Annotated in this window: 18 protein-coding genes; 8 read left to right on the top strand and 10 right to left on the bottom strand. The window is 36.9% G+C overall.

Going from position 1 to position 18,711, the window contains the following annotated elements; genetic code table 11:
- The first annotated feature begins 148 nt into the window (after window positions 1-148).
- On the top strand, window positions 149-688 hold the full coding sequence (locus AC4IFO_RS10125; protein ID WP_490733999.1) for a DUF2058 domain-containing protein: 540 nt from the start codon (window positions 149-151) through the stop codon (window positions 686-688).
- Window positions 689-775: 87 nt separating this feature from the next.
- On the opposite strand, the gene AC4IFO_RS10120 is transcribed toward AC4IFO_RS10125, so the two are convergent.
- Window positions 776-1,474: an RluA family pseudouridine synthase gene (locus AC4IFO_RS10120; RefSeq protein WP_490733997.1), complete on the bottom strand. Its 699-nt coding sequence runs from the start codon at window positions 1,472-1,474 to the stop codon at window positions 776-778.
- A 179-nt stretch (window positions 1,475-1,653) separates the two neighbouring features.
- On the opposite strand from AC4IFO_RS10120, the gene AC4IFO_RS10115 reads away from it, so the two are divergent.
- From AC4IFO_RS10115 to AC4IFO_RS10085, 7 genes are all read left to right on the top strand, one after another.
- Complete coding sequence (locus tag AC4IFO_RS10115) at window positions 1,654-2,139, top strand: cold-shock protein (protein WP_490733995.1); 486 nt, start codon at window positions 1,654-1,656, stop codon at window positions 2,137-2,139.
- A 782-nt stretch (window positions 2,140-2,921) separates the two neighbouring features.
- On the top strand, window positions 2,922-3,242 hold the full coding sequence (locus tag AC4IFO_RS10110; protein ID WP_490733993.1) for a helix-turn-helix domain-containing protein: 321 nt from the start codon (window positions 2,922-2,924) through the stop codon (window positions 3,240-3,242).
- Window positions 3,243-3,378: 136 nt separating this feature from the next.
- A complete protein-coding gene (gene ecpA / locus AC4IFO_RS10105; protein ID WP_219245265.1) occupies window positions 3,379-3,987 on the top strand; it encodes a common pilus major fimbrillin subunit EcpA in 609 nt (202 codons plus the stop codon).
- A 92-nt stretch (window positions 3,988-4,079) separates the two neighbouring features.
- The gene (locus tag AC4IFO_RS10100) at window positions 4,080-4,763 is read left to right on the top strand and encodes an EcpB family pilus assembly chaperone (RefSeq protein WP_206085167.1); all 684 of its coding nucleotides are present in this window, start codon (window positions 4,080-4,082) and stop codon (window positions 4,761-4,763) included.
- A gap of 19 nt (window positions 4,764-4,782) precedes the next feature.
- On the top strand, window positions 4,783-7,278 hold the full coding sequence (locus AC4IFO_RS10095; RefSeq protein ID WP_490733992.1) for a TcfC E-set like domain-containing protein: 2,496 nt from the start codon (window positions 4,783-4,785) through the stop codon (window positions 7,276-7,278).
- Between the two features lie 25 nt (window positions 7,279-7,303).
- Entirely contained in the window at window positions 7,304-8,920 is a 1,617-nt protein-coding gene (locus AC4IFO_RS10090) for a fimbrial protein (RefSeq protein WP_490733990.1), read from the top strand.
- A 92-nt stretch (window positions 8,921-9,012) separates the two neighbouring features.
- Window positions 9,013-9,690 (top strand): fimbrial protein, encoded by a 678-nt coding sequence (locus AC4IFO_RS10085; protein WP_490734106.1) that lies wholly within the window; start codon window positions 9,013-9,015, stop codon window positions 9,688-9,690.
- A 45-nt stretch (window positions 9,691-9,735) separates the two neighbouring features.
- On the opposite strand, the gene AC4IFO_RS10080 is transcribed toward AC4IFO_RS10085, so the two are convergent.
- The 9 genes from AC4IFO_RS10080 to AC4IFO_RS10040 all read right to left on the bottom strand — a co-directional run bounded on the left by AC4IFO_RS10080 (window position 9,736) and on the right by AC4IFO_RS10040 (window position 18,445).
- Window positions 9,736-10,737, bottom strand: coding sequence for a fimbrial protein (locus AC4IFO_RS10080; protein ID WP_490733988.1), 1,002 nt, complete (start codon window positions 10,735-10,737; stop codon window positions 9,736-9,738).
- A 13-nt stretch (window positions 10,738-10,750) separates the two neighbouring features.
- Complete coding sequence (locus tag AC4IFO_RS10075; protein ID WP_490733986.1) at window positions 10,751-11,317, bottom strand: fimbrial protein; 567 nt, start codon at window positions 11,315-11,317, stop codon at window positions 10,751-10,753.
- Between the two features lie 40 nt (window positions 11,318-11,357).
- A complete protein-coding gene (locus tag AC4IFO_RS10070; protein ID WP_490733984.1) occupies window positions 11,358-11,972 on the bottom strand; it encodes a fimbrial protein in 615 nt (204 codons plus the stop codon).
- Between the two features lie 10 nt (window positions 11,973-11,982).
- A complete protein-coding gene (locus tag AC4IFO_RS10065; RefSeq protein ID WP_490733982.1) occupies window positions 11,983-12,732 on the bottom strand; it encodes a fimbria/pilus periplasmic chaperone in 750 nt (249 codons plus the stop codon).
- A gap of 13 nt (window positions 12,733-12,745) precedes the next feature.
- Complete coding sequence (locus AC4IFO_RS10060; protein ID WP_490733980.1) at window positions 12,746-15,277, bottom strand: outer membrane usher protein; 2,532 nt, start codon at window positions 15,275-15,277, stop codon at window positions 12,746-12,748.
- A gap of 28 nt (window positions 15,278-15,305) precedes the next feature.
- A complete protein-coding gene (locus AC4IFO_RS10055; RefSeq protein ID WP_490733978.1) occupies window positions 15,306-15,851 on the bottom strand; it encodes a fimbrial protein in 546 nt (181 codons plus the stop codon).
- 66 nt (window positions 15,852-15,917) lie between these two features.
- Complete coding sequence (locus AC4IFO_RS10050) at window positions 15,918-16,481, bottom strand: fimbrial protein (protein WP_219245273.1); 564 nt, start codon at window positions 16,479-16,481, stop codon at window positions 15,918-15,920.
- Window positions 16,482-16,562: 81 nt separating this feature from the next.
- A complete protein-coding gene (locus AC4IFO_RS10045; protein ID WP_490733975.1) occupies window positions 16,563-16,952 on the bottom strand; it encodes a helix-turn-helix domain-containing protein in 390 nt (129 codons plus the stop codon).
- A 935-nt stretch (window positions 16,953-17,887) separates the two neighbouring features.
- Complete coding sequence (locus tag AC4IFO_RS10040) at window positions 17,888-18,445, bottom strand: tyrosine-type DNA invertase (protein ID WP_490733973.1); 558 nt, start codon at window positions 18,443-18,445, stop codon at window positions 17,888-17,890.
- Between the last annotated feature and the right edge of the window lie 266 nt (window positions 18,446-18,711).

Here is an 18,711-nt window from a genome sequence, read left to right as displayed (position 1 = left end):
AGGGAAATTACAAACCACAATAGCGGCAGTAATATTTATTACTCTTCTTCTACATAGAGCCTTTCTTTTCGACTCGGTACATGCTCAAAAATTACAGGTATAATCCCCCCATTATCTCACTGACAATTTAATTGATGCGGAAATAGAAATGGCAAAACTCACCTTACAAGAACAGATGCTACAAGCAGGGTTAGTCACCAGTAAAAAAATGGCAAAAGTTCAAAGAACCGCGAAAAAATCACGGGTACAAGCGCGTGAAGCGAGAGAAGCCGTAGAAGAAAACAAAAAAGCACAGCTTGAGCGTGACAAGCAGTTGAGTGAACAGCAAAAACAAGTCGCTTTATCGAAAGAATATAAAGCGCAAGTGAAGCAGCTAATCGAAATGAATAAAATTGAGATAGCAAAAGGCGATATTGCGTTTAACTTCACCGACAACAATGTCATTAAACAAGTGATGGTAGATAAAACTACGCAAAAACAACTTATTAGTGGTCGCTTGGCGATTGCGCGTTTGCTCATTGATAACAGTGATGTAAGTGGATACGCAATTATTCCAGCGGTTGTCGCCGATAAAATTACGCAAAGGGATGTGGACAGCATTGTGTTAAATAATGCATTAAGCGAAGAGGCTTTGGATGAAGATGACCCGTATGCGGAGTTCCAGATCCCAGATGATTTGATGTGGTAATACTCGTCATACTTCAAGCTGCAGCGTTGTTATCTTTCTAAGGTTACCCTTTCTTGTCGCCTAGCGACAATTGAACTACCTAGAGTATTAGAATGGGCTTCCATGAATAAAATGAAGTGGTTTATGGCTAATTGGGTGCATAAAATGCAGTTCGCTGGCGTGTAGCATCAGCCGAGGCGCATTTTTTGTGCCAGATAAACATTGGCCGCCATATAAATCACAGCCCAAAATGGGGTGCCCCAAATATTGGCAATGAATACGTAGCTGGTGGGTGCGGCCCGTTTCAGGGGTGAGCTGCACTCGTGTTAATGGGGCAGTCGTACCATCCCCCATTTTCTGTTGAAAGCGTTCCTTCACCAAATAACGGGAACGCGCAGGTTTTCCATTTACCTCGCCAATAGACATCCGTGGAAATAGCGCTGGGTCTTTTGCAATCGGCGTATCAATTATCCCTTCATTATCATCCAAGTGCCCACACAGTAATGCTTGATAAACTTTAGCAACGGTTCGTTGGCTAAACTGCTGGCACAGTGCTGCATTGATGGTTTTATTGAGGGCAATGATCATCAGCCCTGAAGTGCCAAAATCTAAGCGATGGACAAGCGTACAATCCGGAAATAACTTCACCAGTCGATAATGTACTGAATCTAAATTTTGAGGATTCTTTCCCGAAAGACTAAGTAACCCTGAAGGCTTATTGATAATCAGCAAATGTTCGTCTTGATAGAGGATATCAATCTGCTCATGGCAAGGTGGGGCAATAAAGGTATCAATAATCGTAGACATCGAGTTCTCAGGGTAAAGAATGGCAACACATAATAGCTAATTTTTCTCTCCTCGTCGCTTTTGAGATCAGGGAAATTTACTCTCAGCGTAAAACCAAAGGCATGGTCTGAGCCTGCTTTGTGCTTTATACTGCTGCCAGAGAAACTGAGTTCATAAACGATTAATTAGGTGGTAATGCAATGAAAGGAACAATCACAACGTGGTTTGACGATAAAGGCTTCGGATTTATCAAAGATGAAAATGGCGATAACCGTTATTTTCATGTGATTAAGGTTGCTAACCCTGAGCTGATCAAAAAAGGCGCTGAAGTCACCTTTGAACCCACAACCAACAATAAAGGTTTGTCTGCTTTTGCAGTCAAGGTGATCCCTGAGAGCAAGTATATTTTTATTGCAGGTGAGCGTTTAAAACTCACTGCGATTAAATCTTTCCTCGTTTACAGTGAAGAAGTTCCTGCTGATGCGGGTATTGATAAAGCGAATACCGTGTTATCGGTCGGTGCATTGATGAGTAGTATTCGCCCAAAAACGGAAATTAAACCCGGTGATATGCGTTCACTGAAAAAATTAGCCATCACCACACTGCATGGCACGACGTTGACGTTTTCAGAAGATGAAATAGATATTGAAGAGACAGTAAAACGATTGAATTCATGCAAAAATTAGTATTTAGATAGGCCTGAAAATTGAGTACTGAAGCGCTATCTTTGATGGCGCTTTTCGTGAGATGCTTTTTAATAAATCCCTTCTTTTATTTCAATATTATAATATTGATTGTTCTTCTAAGTGAATCCACTTACTATCGGTGCTTTGTTTTAAAGGAGCTGATTTCCCTTTTTGGGCTTAAGCGCGTATTCACCTAAATATCAAAAATAAATTTGATTTACGCGTACTCGAAATATGAGTAATGATAAATGTGCCATGTAAAGAGGCTGATAGCCTTACTTTTCCTTAGCCTCTAATTGATTTATTAAGGTGAATTTTTATTTTTTTAGAGATATATATTGAATTTGTTATTGCTGTTAATGAGTAAAACCAAAACTATCTATGTTTATAGTTTATTATTTTACTCATATTATGAGTTCGCGTGATTAAAATTAATGTACTTTGTGTCAATTTGTAATTCAATGTAACTTTATGTGTTTTAATCCTTATAGGAGTAATTACTCGCTTGGAATTACACGCAATAATACCTGCCATAAATTAAAATATACTAATAATATTTAATTAATATATTTATCAGGCAGTTAATTATCTATTTCTTATCTTAAATACCCATGATATGCGTATATCAATAAGTTAAAGTGATCAATATTCATCATTTAATAGGCTGCGACTATCAAATTTCGCTATTTGATCGGTATAAACGTTTTTACTCTTATTTCAATGTATTTATTATTAATGAGAATTAAATGTTTAATTAATTATTTTATATTGGAGTGTAGTTAATGAAATCTAATATAATCAGTAGTCATGTTGGTATTTTCTTAAGGCGATCCCGTAAAGAAAGAAATATGACAGGAAAGCAGTTGGCTAAATTAATGAATGTTAGCCAACAACAAATTTCTCGTTATGAAATAGGAACGACATCTATTACGCTAGATCAATTAGAACAATTTTTGAGAATACTGGATAAAAGATGGATAGATGTAATTCGGTTTCTTGAAGATGAATCGGTAGTTGGAATAAAAACAGAAAAAAATGAAAGTAAAAATAAATATCTTTCATGGAAAGGCTATTCTACTAAAAACTTTATAAATAACTTCTAATTATTAGGGTAATCTGAATAAAATAATCAGATTTTCTGATTATTTTATTGATTATATTTTATAAAAAGCACGGTTAAAAGTGTTTTTTATACTATGTAATTATTTTTTGATATAAATTTAAATTAGAGAGAATAATATGTTAAATAAAAAAATGGCATCTGTTTTGCTATCAACAGTTATTGCTGCTTCTTTTGCAACCGTTGCTAATGCCGATACACGTACTGCTCAAGCGACTGCGACTTGGCAAGCAACAGCAATTAAAGATACAACAAGTATGTTAGTTGTTACTCCATTAAAAAGTTTAACGTTTAATTATGCTGAAGGCCAAAAAAGCTTTAACCAGCAAAATGGTGCGTTCGACATTGCAATTCAAGGTCAAGCTGGCGCTACAGATTTTAAATTAGCATCAAAAATTATTGCTAACACATTAGCAAGAACAACTGACGATTCTAAATTAACTGTTGGTGTTAAATGGAATGGCGAAGATCTAAATAAAAATACAGATTTAGTCTTAATTGATACATCAAAAGGTTTAACTTCTGGTTTAGATAACTTAGCTGCTGATGGTATCTACAATGGTTCTGACCGTGCTACAGACCGTGGTGAATTCACCTTTGTTATTGCAAGTGCTGAAGCGGCTGGTGCAGCAACAGACTTTAAAGCATTAACAGACGGTACATGGGATGGTGATGTGAAAGTTCAATTTACCGCAACTTGGGACGGTACTTTTACTCCAGCTCCTTAATTATCCCTTTATTGGATAATTGAATACTACGATAAAGATACTATAAGGAAATAATATCTTTATCGTTATTCCTTTCTTAGAAATTTATGATTATGAAAAAAATAACATTAGCCTTAATTTTATTATCATGGCTCCCATTAAAAAATAGCTTCGCTGTTAATGTGGGGAATATTACTGAGATAATACCATCCGATGAAGACACGATAGCGAAAGAAATTGAAAATACAGTTGATACAGCAAGACTGGTAAATCTAACAATCGAAAAAATTGACTCTCCACTTGAAAATGGAAAGGTTATTCCTGTCAATGATCCTAATGAAATATTGTCAACACCAGCTAATTTAATTCTTCCTGGTAAAGCAAAAGATGTTTTTAAAATTATTTATCAGGGGCCAAAGGATGATAAAGAACGTTATTACAGATTGAATTGGAAAGATGACCCTATTGGTGAAAGTGGGGTTACGCAAAGTTCAAAATCTGCATCAGCAACAACATCGGCAACAATTAGTACGATTTTAGTTGTCGCACCAAGAATTGAAAACTTTAATTACCAATATATTAATTCCCAAGTTGCGAATACGGGTAATAGTTCTTTTCGTGTTGTGGCTTCAGGACCTTGTTTAGCAGAAAAACAAAAATATGCAGTGGATGGTGTTTGCCGTGAGCGATATTACCTTATGCCACATTTAGCCGTTAAATTGCAATTTGTCGATCTCTCAAATAAAAAATCAAGCGTAGGTATTTGGCACAAAGGAGAGTTCATTGTTGTCAAATAATGAAGAATGGACTTAAATCATGCGTAAGAGTGCTATTGCTTTATCAATATTGAGTATTATTTTTTCGAATTCGATTAATGCTGATGAAATGAAAAGTATTAAGATTGGCGGATATATTATTCCTCCTGCATTTGTGAGTGCATTGGAGGAAGGAATGTCTGTACCTGTTTTTTTACGTCTGAATGATGAGGCTAAAAAAAGCCAGAGTGAAAGCAAAATTGCGGATGCAGTTATTGTCATTGATCAGGATAAAATTAAATTATCAAGTCTTCATCTCATTGATAATGATCAGGGTGCGAAACTTAATAACTTATTAGTTGAGAAGCTTGAAAGTAAGCAAAATGCCATTTTTAATGAAAATAACGGCATTGTTATTGATAACAATGCCGTTCTTCAATTAAATATCTCTTCATTCAACCTATCATTAGATGTTGATAAAGCCGCTTTTGCAGCAAAAGAGCATGCGAGACAATCTGTCTTAGGAAATTCTTCAGTTAATTCACTTTCAGCCGTCGCCAATTATGATTTAGGTGTGTTTCAGAGCCGGGTCAAAGACGCGAAAGACTCATCAAGTAGCTATTTTAATTTAGATACCTTATTTGCTGCCGCAGAGCATCACTTTAACGTGAATGCTTCGGCTTACAGTATCGGAAAATCGAATTCGAATGTTGAGCTTTACCGTGCAATGTATGAACGCGATTTTAATGGATTCCGCTTTGCGCTCGGTTTAATGAGCACATGGAACCTGCAATCAATTGCCAGTTTAACCGCGCTCAGTAGCAGTAAAATTTATGCCGCTTCCATCGGGAATAATTCATCCAGTATGGTGGTAAACAAACAACAGTCGTTAACGCCCATTTATGCTTTTTTAAATAGCCCTGGGGAAGTGCGTATTTACCGCCAAGGTAAATTATTAAATATTCAAAATTTCCCGATGGGTAATTTTGAAGTTGATACGAGCGTATTGCCTTATGGTATTTATGAAGTCACTATCGAAACGGTTGTTGATGGAAAAGTTGTCACCACGCAGCACCAAACAATTAATAAATCCTTCGGTGCGATAACGGGAAATTACGACAAACTAAATTGGGAAATTTATGGTGGATATATTGATTTCGATAAACGCCATTATGTGAGAGGTGAGGGCTCACATAGTCAAACCCCTGAAAAAAGTTATTTAGCGGGTGTTTCTTTTGCCTATAACTTCCCGGTGTTATCGGGTGTTCGTTTCCAAATGTCCAACTATGGATTTGATAAGTTTGTTGTACAAGAAACTAGCGTTAATGCGTCTTTAAATAACTATATTTCAGTTGCTTGGCAAGGCATGTTAGAAAATCATGGTAGCCATCGCAACATTGCAACGATTTCAGTCAATATCCCTGAGGGGTACGGTTCTTTATGGGCATCTAAAGAAAAGACTGTCGTGACGGGCGATTTACCACTTTATGATGCGGATAGTTATTCTTACGGCGGCACGATTAATTTTGACAAAATCATTGATAGAACAGGCTCGTTTACTATCAGTAATACCAAAGACCGCCGTGTTGGCAGTGACTCAATTAACTATGAATACGCCAATACATTATTCTCTGGTCGTTATGGCACCGTAGGGTTAAGAGCGGGCGTTCAGCGCTATCACTATGATAATCAAAACAGTACCAACGAAAAATACGTGAATCTTGACTTCTCTTTGCCGCTCTCTACTTGGTTAAGTACGGGCGTTTCTTCGACAAACGGGAACGTAAAAGCCAATATTTATGCGAATAAGAATTTTGAAGACTCTGTGATTACCAATGCGGGGGTTTCAGTTTCAAAATTAGTTCGTGATAAAGATAATGGCGAGTCTGATTTTTCAACGCTAGGTTATGCGTCTTACGACACGAAATACAATTCAGGAACTGTGACGATTAACCGGCCTGATAATAACCGACTCAATGGTAACTTAACTTCACGTGGTTCAGTGGCCTACAGTAACGGAATGATCACGCCGAGCGGGCAGCAAGGTAAATCTGGCGTCATTATTAACTCAGATATTAAAGGTAGTGGCAGCATGGTGGCTAAAGTGAATGGCCAAAACTACCCAATTAGCGGAAAAAATACGTTTATTCCATTGTCTCCTTATTCTGACTATGACATCCAATTAATGAATGACGGCAAATCAAAAGACAGTTTTGATATTGTCTCTGGCCGAAATAAATCCGTCACATTATATCCTGGAAATATTGCCCTTTATCAACCCGAAGTCAGGCAATTAGTGACCGTATTTGGGCGTCTGAAATCTCCTAATGGCGAATATATAAAATATGCCTCCATTCGAAACCACATCGGCCGAACAAAAACAGACCAAAATGGTGAGTTTTCCATGGACGTTGATGTTCGATATCCCGTGATATCACTATTACAAGACGACCAACAGACTATTTGCGAAGCCGATTTAAACCTGCAAGGTGCACGCGGTGCATTATGGGTTGGTGAGGTGACTTGTGAGCCTCAAGAAGCATTTGCTAAACGTTAATTATCTCTTTAAAGGCTAATTTAATATGCGATTATTATCGATAACAGCACTCTTTTTTTCATTCGCTGTTTTAACGCCGAATTCTTTTGCAGCAACCGCTCCACTGCAAGAATATGTCATTGTTGAAAACCAGATTGATAATGAATTTTTTATTGTGGCAAATAGAGTTGACCCGCGTTTTTCGGGTTCCAATGTTTTCACAAAATACCAACGTAATAGCCAATTGAGTTTAGGTTATATGGGGTATACCGGTACGCCATTTAGTTCTGCTTATAATATGGGTGATATTTGGTTAGAAAATTCCCCTGTCAACCAACCGTTTGTTGGAAACCGTTGTATGACGAACAACCGAAATTGCCCTGCAACCTCTTATTGGCCCGCTCAGCAATTACGGGATAATGGAGCATATAAAATACAGCAAACAGGTACGCCGGGTGAATCGGGTTATTCAAGGCCTATTTTATCGGAAGCGTTTTATCGCTGGTTAGCGGAAATTCCGCCAGGAACTGAATACACCTTTGATTTAAGAACATGTACGAGTCGTGATGATTACGATTTAAATAACACGACCTGTATGACCAGCGGGGGGCGAACAAGTACACAGCAACATTACATTCCAACCAATAAAAAAGGGAGCATTATTTTGAAAGGCACGGGCGCCTTGCAAGAAGTGTTTGTGGACAGTAATGGGAATCCAACCATTGGGCTTGGTTCGAACTTTTGTTCTACCGGTATTGTTGGAAATACGTCTGGCGTAATTTGTAAATTGGTGGAGTTAGAAACCAAAGGATCATCAATTAGTGGGTCATTTACGGTTCGGATGTACATTGATAGTGCAAAATTAGGTTTAGCAAGGGCCCCTGCTGCTGCACAGATCCAATACAAAGGCAGTAATAGCACACGCTGGACGAATTGGTCTTCAACAACAAATATGTCTGAGATTTTTAATAATGGCTCACAGAATATTGAAGTTTTTCTCTCTAATACTTATTTGAAATCGATAGTTGATGCCTCGCCGAATTCAACCGTGACATTGGCGGACAGTGTTTATACGTTTGGTTTTCAATCTCCACTGCCACAGTCTGGTTTTTATGAATTTACGCCATCAAACTACTTAATAATTAAACCGAGAGATTATGGAATTAGCATTATTCCTGCGGACTTTAATCCAAATCAATCGAAAACAGGTAAGGTCGGTAGCGAAGAACCACCAATAGAATTTAATTATATTGTGACCACCAGTGGCCCAAGGCAGGCTGATTCTATTACAGCAAAAGTTGAAGGCCCCCAAACAACATTAAAAGGTCAATCGTATTGTTTATTTACGTCAAACGATAACAAATTAAATGTGCCTTTTTCTGCCTATCTTTCCTTTAAAAATGGCAGTGGTGTGAAAGAATCATATCGCGCAAGTTGTGATAACAATGAAATTTCATTGAAAAATGCGTTATGGGCGGAAACGCCATGGGATAGGCCAAATGAAGATCTCGGTTCTTTTTATCGCACTAATTTAGATTTATCGTTCCCAATGAATGATGCTAATTCGTTTTTCACATTAGATGGCATTGATTGGCTTGGGACAGTTTCAGCAAGTGGGACGATCACCGTTAAGGCGATTTGGACAGGGCCGGATATTCAATAAATTTCACGGCTATTTTGTGGCTACTTGTAATGACGCAAGTAGCCATTTTATTGGCACCAATTCTTCCTTCAATTCAATATCGGATTTTTATTATGAAACGCTTTTCTTTGCTTAAAATCCTATTCTTGATGGTGTTGTTTTCGTTCTACAACAACGCATTTGCGTTATATATCAACTCAGATATTTCTTCGATGGATTCGGGGCAAGAGTTTTTTTCTAAGCCATACGTGAATGACACAAAAAAGACGAACTTATACAATTTTAGTGCTTATAAAATTGATAAGCCGGGTGGCCAAGAACAGGGTGAGCCGATACTCAACGGTGAAATTATTTTTACGCCATTGAAGAAAATTTTATTACCAGGAGAGCAAGAATTTTTTAAAATTTTTTATCGAGGGCAAGCGGATGAAACAGAGCGTTATTATAAGATTATTATTAGCGAAACGCCTTTAGATATGCGCAATGATGACGGGAAAAAAAAGCAGCCATTATTTTACCCAACTGTTAGTTTAGAAACCTATTTTGTTGTGAGACCCAAAAAACCTGATTTTAAATACAACATTAATTCAAATGAAGGCGTGTTGAAAAATACAGGGAATACTTACTTTAGAGTGTTATTGCATGAAAGCTGTGATGCTGATGATGACTCTGAGCCTTACGTCTTTTATTTATTGCCTAATCAAGAGTTTAACGATGCACGCTTAAAGAAAAAAAGCCGAAAATATATTGTTATTTTTGATAAGTATTACTCAGTTGGGAATTGTGAATAACTAATAAGAAAGGGGCTTTTATTCATTAAAAGCCCCTTTCTATCGCTATGGTGTGGACATAATAATTGTTGCCGCAGAGTTAAAATAGCCTTCTGTTAGTTCATTTGGTGATAAATTTGGTTTTTTCACTAACGTAAACATTAATGTATCTCGGCCATGGCCGTTTTCGATTTTTGAATTGAAGTGCCCATTCATTGGCGAAACACGTTGTCCTTGATGATAAACCTCTACACCTAGTCCGGGCATAATTGGGCCTTGGCTACCGATATCGCCAGTTCTAATGAGTAGTGCATCAGATGAGAAAGTTGAGGTTTCCCCGCTCAAAATCATTTTTATTGGTGCTGTTAAGTTATTATCTTCGCAGCTGTACGTGATCTCAACATTGCGCTGAAAACGGCTCGCGCTACCTACGGTTGAAATACCTGATGCGTTGACTGTTTCAAAATCAACAATAATGATTTGGTTATTATTGATATCGCATGTCCCTGTTCCGACTACCACATCATTTCCAGCATAGAAATTCCATTTAAAATAGGCGTGGTCAATATGTTGGCTACTATTCACATATGTCGCGTATTTATGGAGATCCAACGTCATCAATAAATCGCCTTTTCTGACTAACACAGAAGGCGTAGGCTTAACGTTTACTTGTAAATATAATTTAATTTGTAAAGGTTCAGAGGCGGTGGTTAAACGAAAAACTTGAATTTCTTTCCCACTAAAAGGCGCTAAATAATAAGCACCACGTACAACAACACCCGCTTTTAATTCAGGATTGTTTTTAAATGCGGGGCCTAAATCAGCGCCTGTGACATTGAGGTAATCAACGTACGCAGTTGGAGCTTCATTACGGCAAGTCATAAAATCGCTCACATCTGCGAATTCATTAATTCGATTAGGTACCGCAAAAATATCATTATCAAGAGGAACATCATTAATACTTTGTGTTCCACCGCCGACCTCTTGGCCCCCATTTGTTTTACATTGGAATGCTAAAATGGTGGGGGAAAATAATAAGGTTGCGAGAAGTAATATTAATATCTTCATTGTTACTGATACCTTAATCATAAATTAAACTAAAAATAGCGGTTGCAGTAAAATGGCCAAACGCAATACTTTTATTTTTGATTGCATCGGGTTCCCCTTGTACATTCGCATTAAAACTTAATATATTTGTACCATTCTCTAGTTTGTATGCGGGCGTCGTACTATTAATGGGGATTTTTTTACCACTGTATTCTAAAATTTCAATGCCTATACCCGAAGCCATACTGCCTGAATCTAATGCAAGAAGGCCTGGTAGATTGGTATTTTCGGTTCCTGTAAATTTAACGGTTACCGTTTTAAATATACTATTATCACAGTCATCTAAGTGAATATTAAAATTTTCCAGAGGCGTTTTTTGGTTGATATAGAGATACTTATTGACGATAGTACCAAAGTCTACAATGATATTTTCATCACCAGGTCTTACTGTACAAGCTTCAGCAACAAGCTGCCCTCGTATTTTAATTTCACCGATTTGACCATTTTTTGCATGACTCGGTAATGAAAAAAATAACAAACTTAATAGCATGGAGAGTATTATTTTTTTAAATTTATAAAAATTGAAATTTAAGTTATTCATATAAATACCTTCAATGCTACATCCGCGAAATTGAGTGAGCTTATTCATAGGCTATTTGAAAAGAAATAACGCTTCTGTACGCGCCTGCCTGTAATTTTTCAGCAACTCTAACGGGGGCTACGTAATAGGTTAAAATATTTTGCCCAGACGAAATAAGTTGTGGTTCGCTGTATTCACCAAAAGCGATTTCTTTTCCTTTTGGGTTAGTGATTTGTAATCCTAATCCTGTAACACCTTCTACACTGGCAATGTTAGGGCGAAACGGTATGACAGGGGCAATAAACCGAATTTTCATCCCCGGCTGAGAAGTACTCCATGTAACATTACCCGATTTGTCATTTCTTAGGACGGTTGGCGTTTCGATACAATCTAGTAACTCAATATTAATCGGGGTTTTATGGCCTTGTGCACCAATTGCTTTTAATGACGCAGTTTCAACATTCCCCAAATCAACAGATTGAAATGCAGACTCCATCGATAAATGGCAAGCACTTTCAGTTAAGGAGCCATAAACAAAAATTTTTCCATTAGCGCCTTCGACATCCCAATTTCCTGTGGCGTTATGAAAGGCATTCGAGGATGCCCCATATATGACAGACGATGGAAATATCAGAGATAACCCGAGAAGCAAGGTAAGACTTTTTTGATTAATCATCTTTTCCTCTCTATTTATTTTCAGGAACAACCTGGCATGTGCTGACTTGGCATTTGAATTGCAATTTAGGACGGCCACCGTAGTCATTGATGTAGGTGAGAACAGGGTTCGCACCTACAGTAGAGCTTGGAACACCTAGGTTTTCTTGGCTAAATGGCGCGACCATAACGGCTTTAAAGTTTTGATTTACCGGTGAGTTGATACGCTCCGCAGCACCAATAATAGTGATGTAAAAGGGTGTTGGGTTTTTTATAATATATTGGTCGCCTTGCTTAATAAGCTGTGTTTTTTCTTGCCAAGGGTTATTCAGCATTTCAGTTTCGCTTAGCATGATGCTTTTGGGGCGATAAAATAATTTAATTTTGCTTTGTAATGCTAATTGCAAAACATTGGGTTTATCACTTTTCGGTGGGATCTCTCTTAAGTTAAAGTAATAAACACTTTCTCGATCTTGAGGTAATTGACTTATTTCAGGGAGTGCCTCAATACGCACTTGGCTTGATTTTTCTGGTTCAACTCTTTGCACGGGAGGTAATACGGCAAAAGGTGAGGTAATTTTCACCCCTTGAATATTTTCTACCCAGCCTTGAGCCAAATAAGGCAGTTGGTTATTTTTATTGGTAATAGTGATTGATACACTTTTTTGATCGCCATTAAAAATAATGCGAGTTCTATCTAAAGCAATTGCTGAGAAAGCACTTCCGCTAACTAAACTGCTTAATAAAATAGTACTGATATATAAATTAGTTAATTTTTTCATCGCAATCACTCATCTACAGATTATTATCTGTTTCATTACGTTTATTTGATAATGGTTTACAAGGAATGAATAATCCTTGGCTAATTGTTTCTAAATTTTCAGGAAAATGAATTTCACATTGAGCTTCGCCACCCCAATGAATAATCATGACTTCATTCGGATTGATTCCGCTCACGTAGGCATACCCATTATCAGTGACTATTCCTGTTTCTTTTCCTGCCAAATTGGTAACCTGAGCACCAAAAGGTGGCGCAGAACCATCAGACATACGCATTGAAAGCATCATCTTTTCACCAGATAACACATTAAATTTACGGTAGCCAATCGCGCCTTCAGTTAATGTTGCTTGAACAATAGAATCAGTCACTTCGGCGTTATTCGGTAGAGCGTTTAAGTCGACTTTAACTTTACTGCGGTAGTAGCTATTTAAGTCAGGCACGACCACTTTACCGAATGCATTTGATGCAATAGGGATGCCGCGGTCTGATACGGGGATTTTAGCTACGCCGTCAGTGTCGATAAGTAAACGAGTGCCGCCAATATTTGAAACTCGGTGAGCATCCGCACCTTTTAACGTCATAGTGAATCCGCCTTGAGCCCCTAATCCAAATGACGTGTAATTATTGTGAATATAGCTGGCATTTGCGGTTAACTTCGTATTATCGCCATAATGAGTAATATAGGTGCTTGCGGTTCCGCCTTTGTTAGTTGACCCTGCGCTGACTTGGTAATTGGTTCTATCAGACAGCTTGTCATAATAAGTTGCCCGGTTAACGGTGTCGTCCCGTGTTGCTTGTAATGAATAGCCGATATTGGCGCCATTTCCCCAAGGCATGGATGCTGAAATATAAAGGCCGTCATCATTTGTTTCGTTATATTTATTGCGATAAGCTGATAACGAAATATTAATATTTTTCAGGCTCCCCCAATCTAAGGTTTTTGTGACCATTAAATTGTAGCGATTGCTTTCTGGCTTATCCCAATACGTTTGGTGTGAATAGTTTAAATAAGCTGTAATTCTTGATTCCCTAAAGTTTTTATTTAGGGAAATCACATACATTTCCTTATTACTGCCTTGGCGTTCGCCAGAGTCTTTAGCCGTTAAAAAATCAGTCACTGTCATAAAGCTACGCTCAGAGAAGCGGTAGCCTGCGAATTGGACTTGGCTATCATAGTCATCAAAGCGCTTCGAATAGTTTATTCGATATGAATTACCAGTCAGTTTTTTATCATTCGGAATATTTGCAATAGAATGTGTAATATCGAAAGATAAAGCACCAAATGCTAATAGGTCTCGGCCTACACCTACGTTGAATGCATTATAGTCTTGGCTATTTAATGAGCCTGCGAGTAATGACCAACCGTTGGTGACACCCCATGACATTTCACCACTTGCGAATGTGTCTCCATTAACATGGTGCTCCATATCCGTTGGTCGGCCCACTGCTAATTTATACCGAACACTGCCAGGTCGCGTTAAATAAGGAATATTAGCCGTTTCAACTTGATATTCTTGAACTGAGCCATCTTGCTCTTCGATTCTAACATCCAGTTTACCTGTCGTTGCATCACTTAAGTTTTGGACACGAAAAGGCCCTGCAGCGACTTGTTCTTGGTAAATAATTCGCCCCTGTTGGCTAATAATGACTGTCGCATTGGTTGCCGCAACGCCTGTAATCTCAGGTGCATACCCACGTAAGTTAGGTGGTAGCATCAAGATATCAGAGCGTAAACTAACACCTGTAAATCGGAAGCTATCGAATAAATCCGTATTAAAATAGTCTTCACCTAAGGTCAATTTAGCTTTAATACTGGTTAATGCTTTGTAGGCGTATAACCGACTCCATTGGAAATCATGCTCATTTTTACTATTTGAACTGGTTTCTCGTTGAGCACGTCCTTGCCAATCGCCCCTGAAGCGCCAAGCACCAAGGTTCACGCCTGCAACGCCGTTTGCTGTCACATTATAGTTACTGTTGTTATCATGGGGTTTATTGGCTCTTGCGTTAATGTTGTAGTCGAAAAGCGCCCCAGAGATCCCTTCATCCCAGAGGGAAGGTGGATCCCAGTTGGCCGTTCTATATTCAAGATAGGCCTGAGGAATGCTCAGGTATAATGTTGAGTCAGATAAATCTCCTCGAGCTTGAAAACCGGGCAAGCTGAGTAAATCAAGGCACTCATTATTATGCCACCACGTGATTTTCTTCAGCGAATCTGCCGTTAATCCTAACAGCTGGACTTGTTCTTGAGTAATACACACAAGGCTCGCTTCAGGGTCATTCTTCGGCGCATAAAATGAAAATCTTTGCTCAGAAAGTGTTTCTTTATTTAATTGTATTTTCAGAGGGTAAGTGCCAGGCATAATATAGCCAGCACGTGAGAACTGCTTTATATCAATGTTTTTTTTGTCTTCTAAATCAAATAAAGCTGTATTAAATTGTATGGTATCAGCAGCATATAACTGGGCGGATAATGACCCAAAAGTAAGCATTATCGTTGTCGTTATTATATTTATTTTGTGTTGTTTAAAAAACATAAAAAACATCCCTAAAACAGCAGTATAACTTTTAGAATTAATAATAATCGACCTTGAACCTTAATAAGGTTTGGTAATTACCCGCTTTAACAGGGTGATAATTGGTGACTAATTGCATTTTATATTTCAATATCATTGTGCCAGGTGTAATTCCTAATGCTGGTAATGGCTTCCCTGGTGTAATGGAATATCCTGATATATCATGCAATGCCAATTGCACTCCTTTTGCTTCACCCGAGAGCGTGAAGAAATTACCTTCTGATGGACCATCAAAAGTGACTTCGAGTGAATTCCATTCGTTATTATCTTTTGAATATTTTTCCCAACGGCAATCAACAAGTTTAATATTGAATTCTTTTATGGGGCCTTTTCCAACTTCACGAATATAGCTTGTTGGAAGCACCCCCATATTAATCGTCTGATCCCTAGACCCGATATCTATTGCACAGGCAGTATCGACTATCTCACCGTTCATTGTGACTTTTCCCCATCCATGAGGTGATGCCGCCATTTGTGGCGAAAGAAATAATGTAAGAAGAAATAGAAACAATGCATTTTTTGGCGAATAGATAAATCCTTTCACTTTAACCTCTGACTTAATTAGGTGACTAATAGAGGAATACGGATGTATTCCTCTTTAACTAATCAATTAGTTATAAGTTAAGGTAAAGTTAGTTACGCCTTCGAATTTACCTAATGGAATTTTATCCACTGCAACGTTTGCACCTTGTACATAAGCGCTATAACGTAGTGTGTTATCACCTGCTTGTAGTTGGTGCTCTTGTGCTGTAGCAACACCCATATCTAATGCTGCACCATTGGTATCTGTTAATTGAATACCGACGTTACCTGCAATAGTTGGATCCGTTGCATCTAAGCCAGTTACACCTAATAATTTAGGATTAAACGCGGCACTAGAACCAGAGAATGTGATGTTGACTTTGTCATTATAGACTTTGTCGTTTGCATCTTTAGGGAATACACAGTCTTCTAATTCAATGTTGAATTGTTTAGCAGTAGAAGTACCACCATTCGCTAAAACAGAGTTAGCGATTTGGCCTAACCATACTGTTTGGTCAATAGAGTCAGAACTAATTGAGCAAGGTGCATCGATGATTTCACCTTTAAATGTAACTTTACCATGCCCTTGATCAGCGAGTGCTGGAGAAGCGATAGCGGCAGAAACAAGTGCTGCTAAAAATACTTTTTTCATTTGAACCTCATTTATATATAACAACGTGATGATTACCCAACAATTAAGTGGGCATAGTTAAATCTTATATTTTTTAAATAACTATTTGCTGTATAAAGAATTTAAAATAATTTCTGTTTGTCGATTGAAAATATAATGACAATTATCTTGCTTATCGAAGAGGTTTTCATTGTTATGAATAAATGAATTAGCATTTGAATGTTCTTCATTTATTTTCAATGTTATACTTTCGAAAAACGCACTAGGGTTAGTATCTAGATAGAATAAGATTGAAAACAGCATTGCACAGTTAATGCTACATATTCCTCTTTCATATCGAGAAATTTGTTGTTGTGATATCTTTAATTTTTTAGCTAGCTCTTTACCACTTAGCCCTTTTTCTTTTCTAAGATGAAATAACTCCAAACCAATTTGTTCAGTTAGTATTTTCTGAAAGTTATCTATACTGGTTTTTAACTTATTATTTTTCATATCTCACCAATAAAGCGTTATGTCAGTTAGGTTACAGTCAGACCTGCCTACAAAGTAAACGACTTGATTGTTTTTGACTCAAGAAACGCAACAAAATAAATCAAAATGTTGCGTTAAATTGGTTTTAGCGATTTTGTTTTATATATAGGCATCGTCAGGATTAAAATCTTTAATTTGTGTTTTTTGCTAGTAAATAAAGAGTATTTTACTGGCGAGTTTTAATGATTAAAACATCACGAATGGTAACTTTTTGTTGTAGATAATAAAATTTTACATTAATTGCTTTCTGACTCTAAAAAGCATTACGCAAACAGATTTTTATGCTGTTTGATTTTGGTTAGTCTCAGAATTATACTTATTAGGCATTTTAAACATTTTGATTTATTATGTTGCGTTATCATTTGATTTTAAATCAAATTTGAAATTTATCATTGTTTTTGCTTAATTGTTGTTAATTTTCTTTATTATTAACTTATTTTTTGTTTTATTTTTCGCTCATATGAAATATGCATCTTTTTATTGCCATTTTATGGGTTTAAACTCTGTTGGTATTTAAATTTTATCATTAAAGTCATTAATAATCTTTATATGACTATCTAAATATGAATATAAATGTGTTTTTTTTGTGTATGAATTGGTAGTGACATGTTAATTTAATGCAATTTTGGATATACTCGTAATTGGAGTAATTAAATTATGATAATTGGTAAAAGAAGAATAAATAAAATTATTAACTAATCTTATTTTAGGGTTTTTGAAAATAGTCAATCTATAGCTTTATTTAGCGGTATTAAAATTAATCATTACACCCACTATTTATGAGAATACCTCAGTTTTATAAAACCAATTGGTTAAATAACTGAGGTATTTTTGGTGTTTAATTCATTTTATAATATTGAACTTTGGTTTCATGTTGACACAAGTCATTAAATTGTCTATTGATTAGACCAAATACCGCTAAAGCGTTTTTCATTACTTGCAGTATAAATTACAGTGTGGGCGATATTTCGATGCCCTAAATAGTCTTGAATTAATCGAGTATCTCTGCCGAGGTCAGCTAATGCATACCCACACGCATGCCTTAACATATGTGGGTGAAGCTTGACGGAAAGTCCGGCTATCTTGCCGTATTGTTCAAATAAACGATAAATTTGATAGCGAGAAATTTGGCTCCCTTTTTGCGAGATAAACAAACAATCTGAACTGGATGTTTTCCAAGAGTCTCTCTCAATTAGCCATCTTTCTATTGCTGTAAATTCTTCTGGGATTATAGGTTGAACAGTGGATAGCCCTCCTTTTAATCGTCTGATATAGATGACTTTTTGGACTAAATCAATATCAGACATGGTGATATGAGTAAGTTCACTGACTCTCAAACCATGTAAAAAGCTCATTAATAACAAACAATAGTCACGATTAGGATATCGCCCCTGTTTGGTTGCATGTAATAGAGCGTTAACTTCTGTGCGTGTAATAAATTTACGTTTAGTCATTATGATCTCATTTATACCTCGTTACATTTCGCTATATACTCACGATAAATTAACTAAAAATAATAAATTTTCCTAAAATTACATATAATATGTTATATGTATGCGTGATGATACCTAAATACGAGTGATTAAGCATGATGACTTTTCATACTCTTTAGTCGTGCTAAAAAGAGTCTGTGAGCAGAAAGTATGGAATTGTTGAAGGATAAAGTGAAACGGGTTTCGTCTCTGGAGATAAATTGATTTATGAGGGAATGTAGTCGTGT

Source organism: Providencia sp. UF-224 (assembly GCF_058245955.1).
Note: the sequence above shows the minus strand (reverse complement) of the source record. Positions and strands in the feature narration are given on the sequence as shown.

Excerpts from the sequence above, each read along its gene's own strand:
- AC4IFO_RS10125 (WP_490733999.1), top strand. The coding sequence starts at position 149 with ATGGCAAAACTCACCTTACAAGAACAGATGCTACAAGCAGGGTTAGTC.
- AC4IFO_RS10120 (WP_490733997.1), bottom strand. The coding sequence starts at position 1,474 with ATGTCTACGATTATTGATACCTTTATTGCCCCACCTTGCCATGAGCAG.
- AC4IFO_RS10115 (WP_490733995.1), top strand. The coding sequence starts at position 1,654 with ATGAAAGGAACAATCACAACGTGGTTTGACGATAAAGGCTTCGGATTT.
- AC4IFO_RS10110 (WP_490733993.1), top strand. The coding sequence starts at position 2,922 with ATGAAATCTAATATAATCAGTAGTCATGTTGGTATTTTCTTAAGGCGA.
- ecpA (WP_219245265.1), top strand. The coding sequence starts at position 3,379 with ATGTTAAATAAAAAAATGGCATCTGTTTTGCTATCAACAGTTATTGCT.
- AC4IFO_RS10100 (WP_206085167.1), top strand. The coding sequence starts at position 4,080 with ATGAAAAAAATAACATTAGCCTTAATTTTATTATCATGGCTCCCATTA.
- AC4IFO_RS10095 (WP_490733992.1), top strand. The coding sequence starts at position 4,783 with ATGCGTAAGAGTGCTATTGCTTTATCAATATTGAGTATTATTTTTTCG.
- AC4IFO_RS10090 (WP_490733990.1), top strand. The coding sequence starts at position 7,304 with ATGCGATTATTATCGATAACAGCACTCTTTTTTTCATTCGCTGTTTTA.
- AC4IFO_RS10085 (WP_490734106.1), top strand. The coding sequence starts at position 9,013 with ATGAAACGCTTTTCTTTGCTTAAAATCCTATTCTTGATGGTGTTGTTT.
- AC4IFO_RS10080 (WP_490733988.1), bottom strand. The coding sequence starts at position 10,737 with ATGAAGATATTAATATTACTTCTCGCAACCTTATTATTTTCCCCCACC.
- AC4IFO_RS10075 (WP_490733986.1), bottom strand. The coding sequence starts at position 11,317 with ATGAATAACTTAAATTTCAATTTTTATAAATTTAAAAAAATAATACTC.
- AC4IFO_RS10070 (WP_490733984.1), bottom strand. The coding sequence starts at position 11,972 with ATGATTAATCAAAAAAGTCTTACCTTGCTTCTCGGGTTATCTCTGATA.
- AC4IFO_RS10065 (WP_490733982.1), bottom strand. The coding sequence starts at position 12,732 with ATGAAAAAATTAACTAATTTATATATCAGTACTATTTTATTAAGCAGT.
- AC4IFO_RS10060 (WP_490733980.1), bottom strand. The coding sequence starts at position 15,277 with ATGTTTTTTATGTTTTTTAAACAACACAAAATAAATATAATAACGACA.
- AC4IFO_RS10050 (WP_219245273.1), bottom strand. The coding sequence starts at position 16,481 with ATGAAAAAAGTATTTTTAGCAGCACTTGTTTCTGCCGCTATCGCTTCT.
- AC4IFO_RS10045 (WP_490733975.1), bottom strand. The coding sequence starts at position 16,952 with ATGAAAAATAATAAGTTAAAAACCAGTATAGATAACTTTCAGAAAATA.
- AC4IFO_RS10040 (WP_490733973.1), bottom strand. The coding sequence starts at position 18,445 with ATGACTAAACGTAAATTTATTACACGCACAGAAGTTAACGCTCTATTA.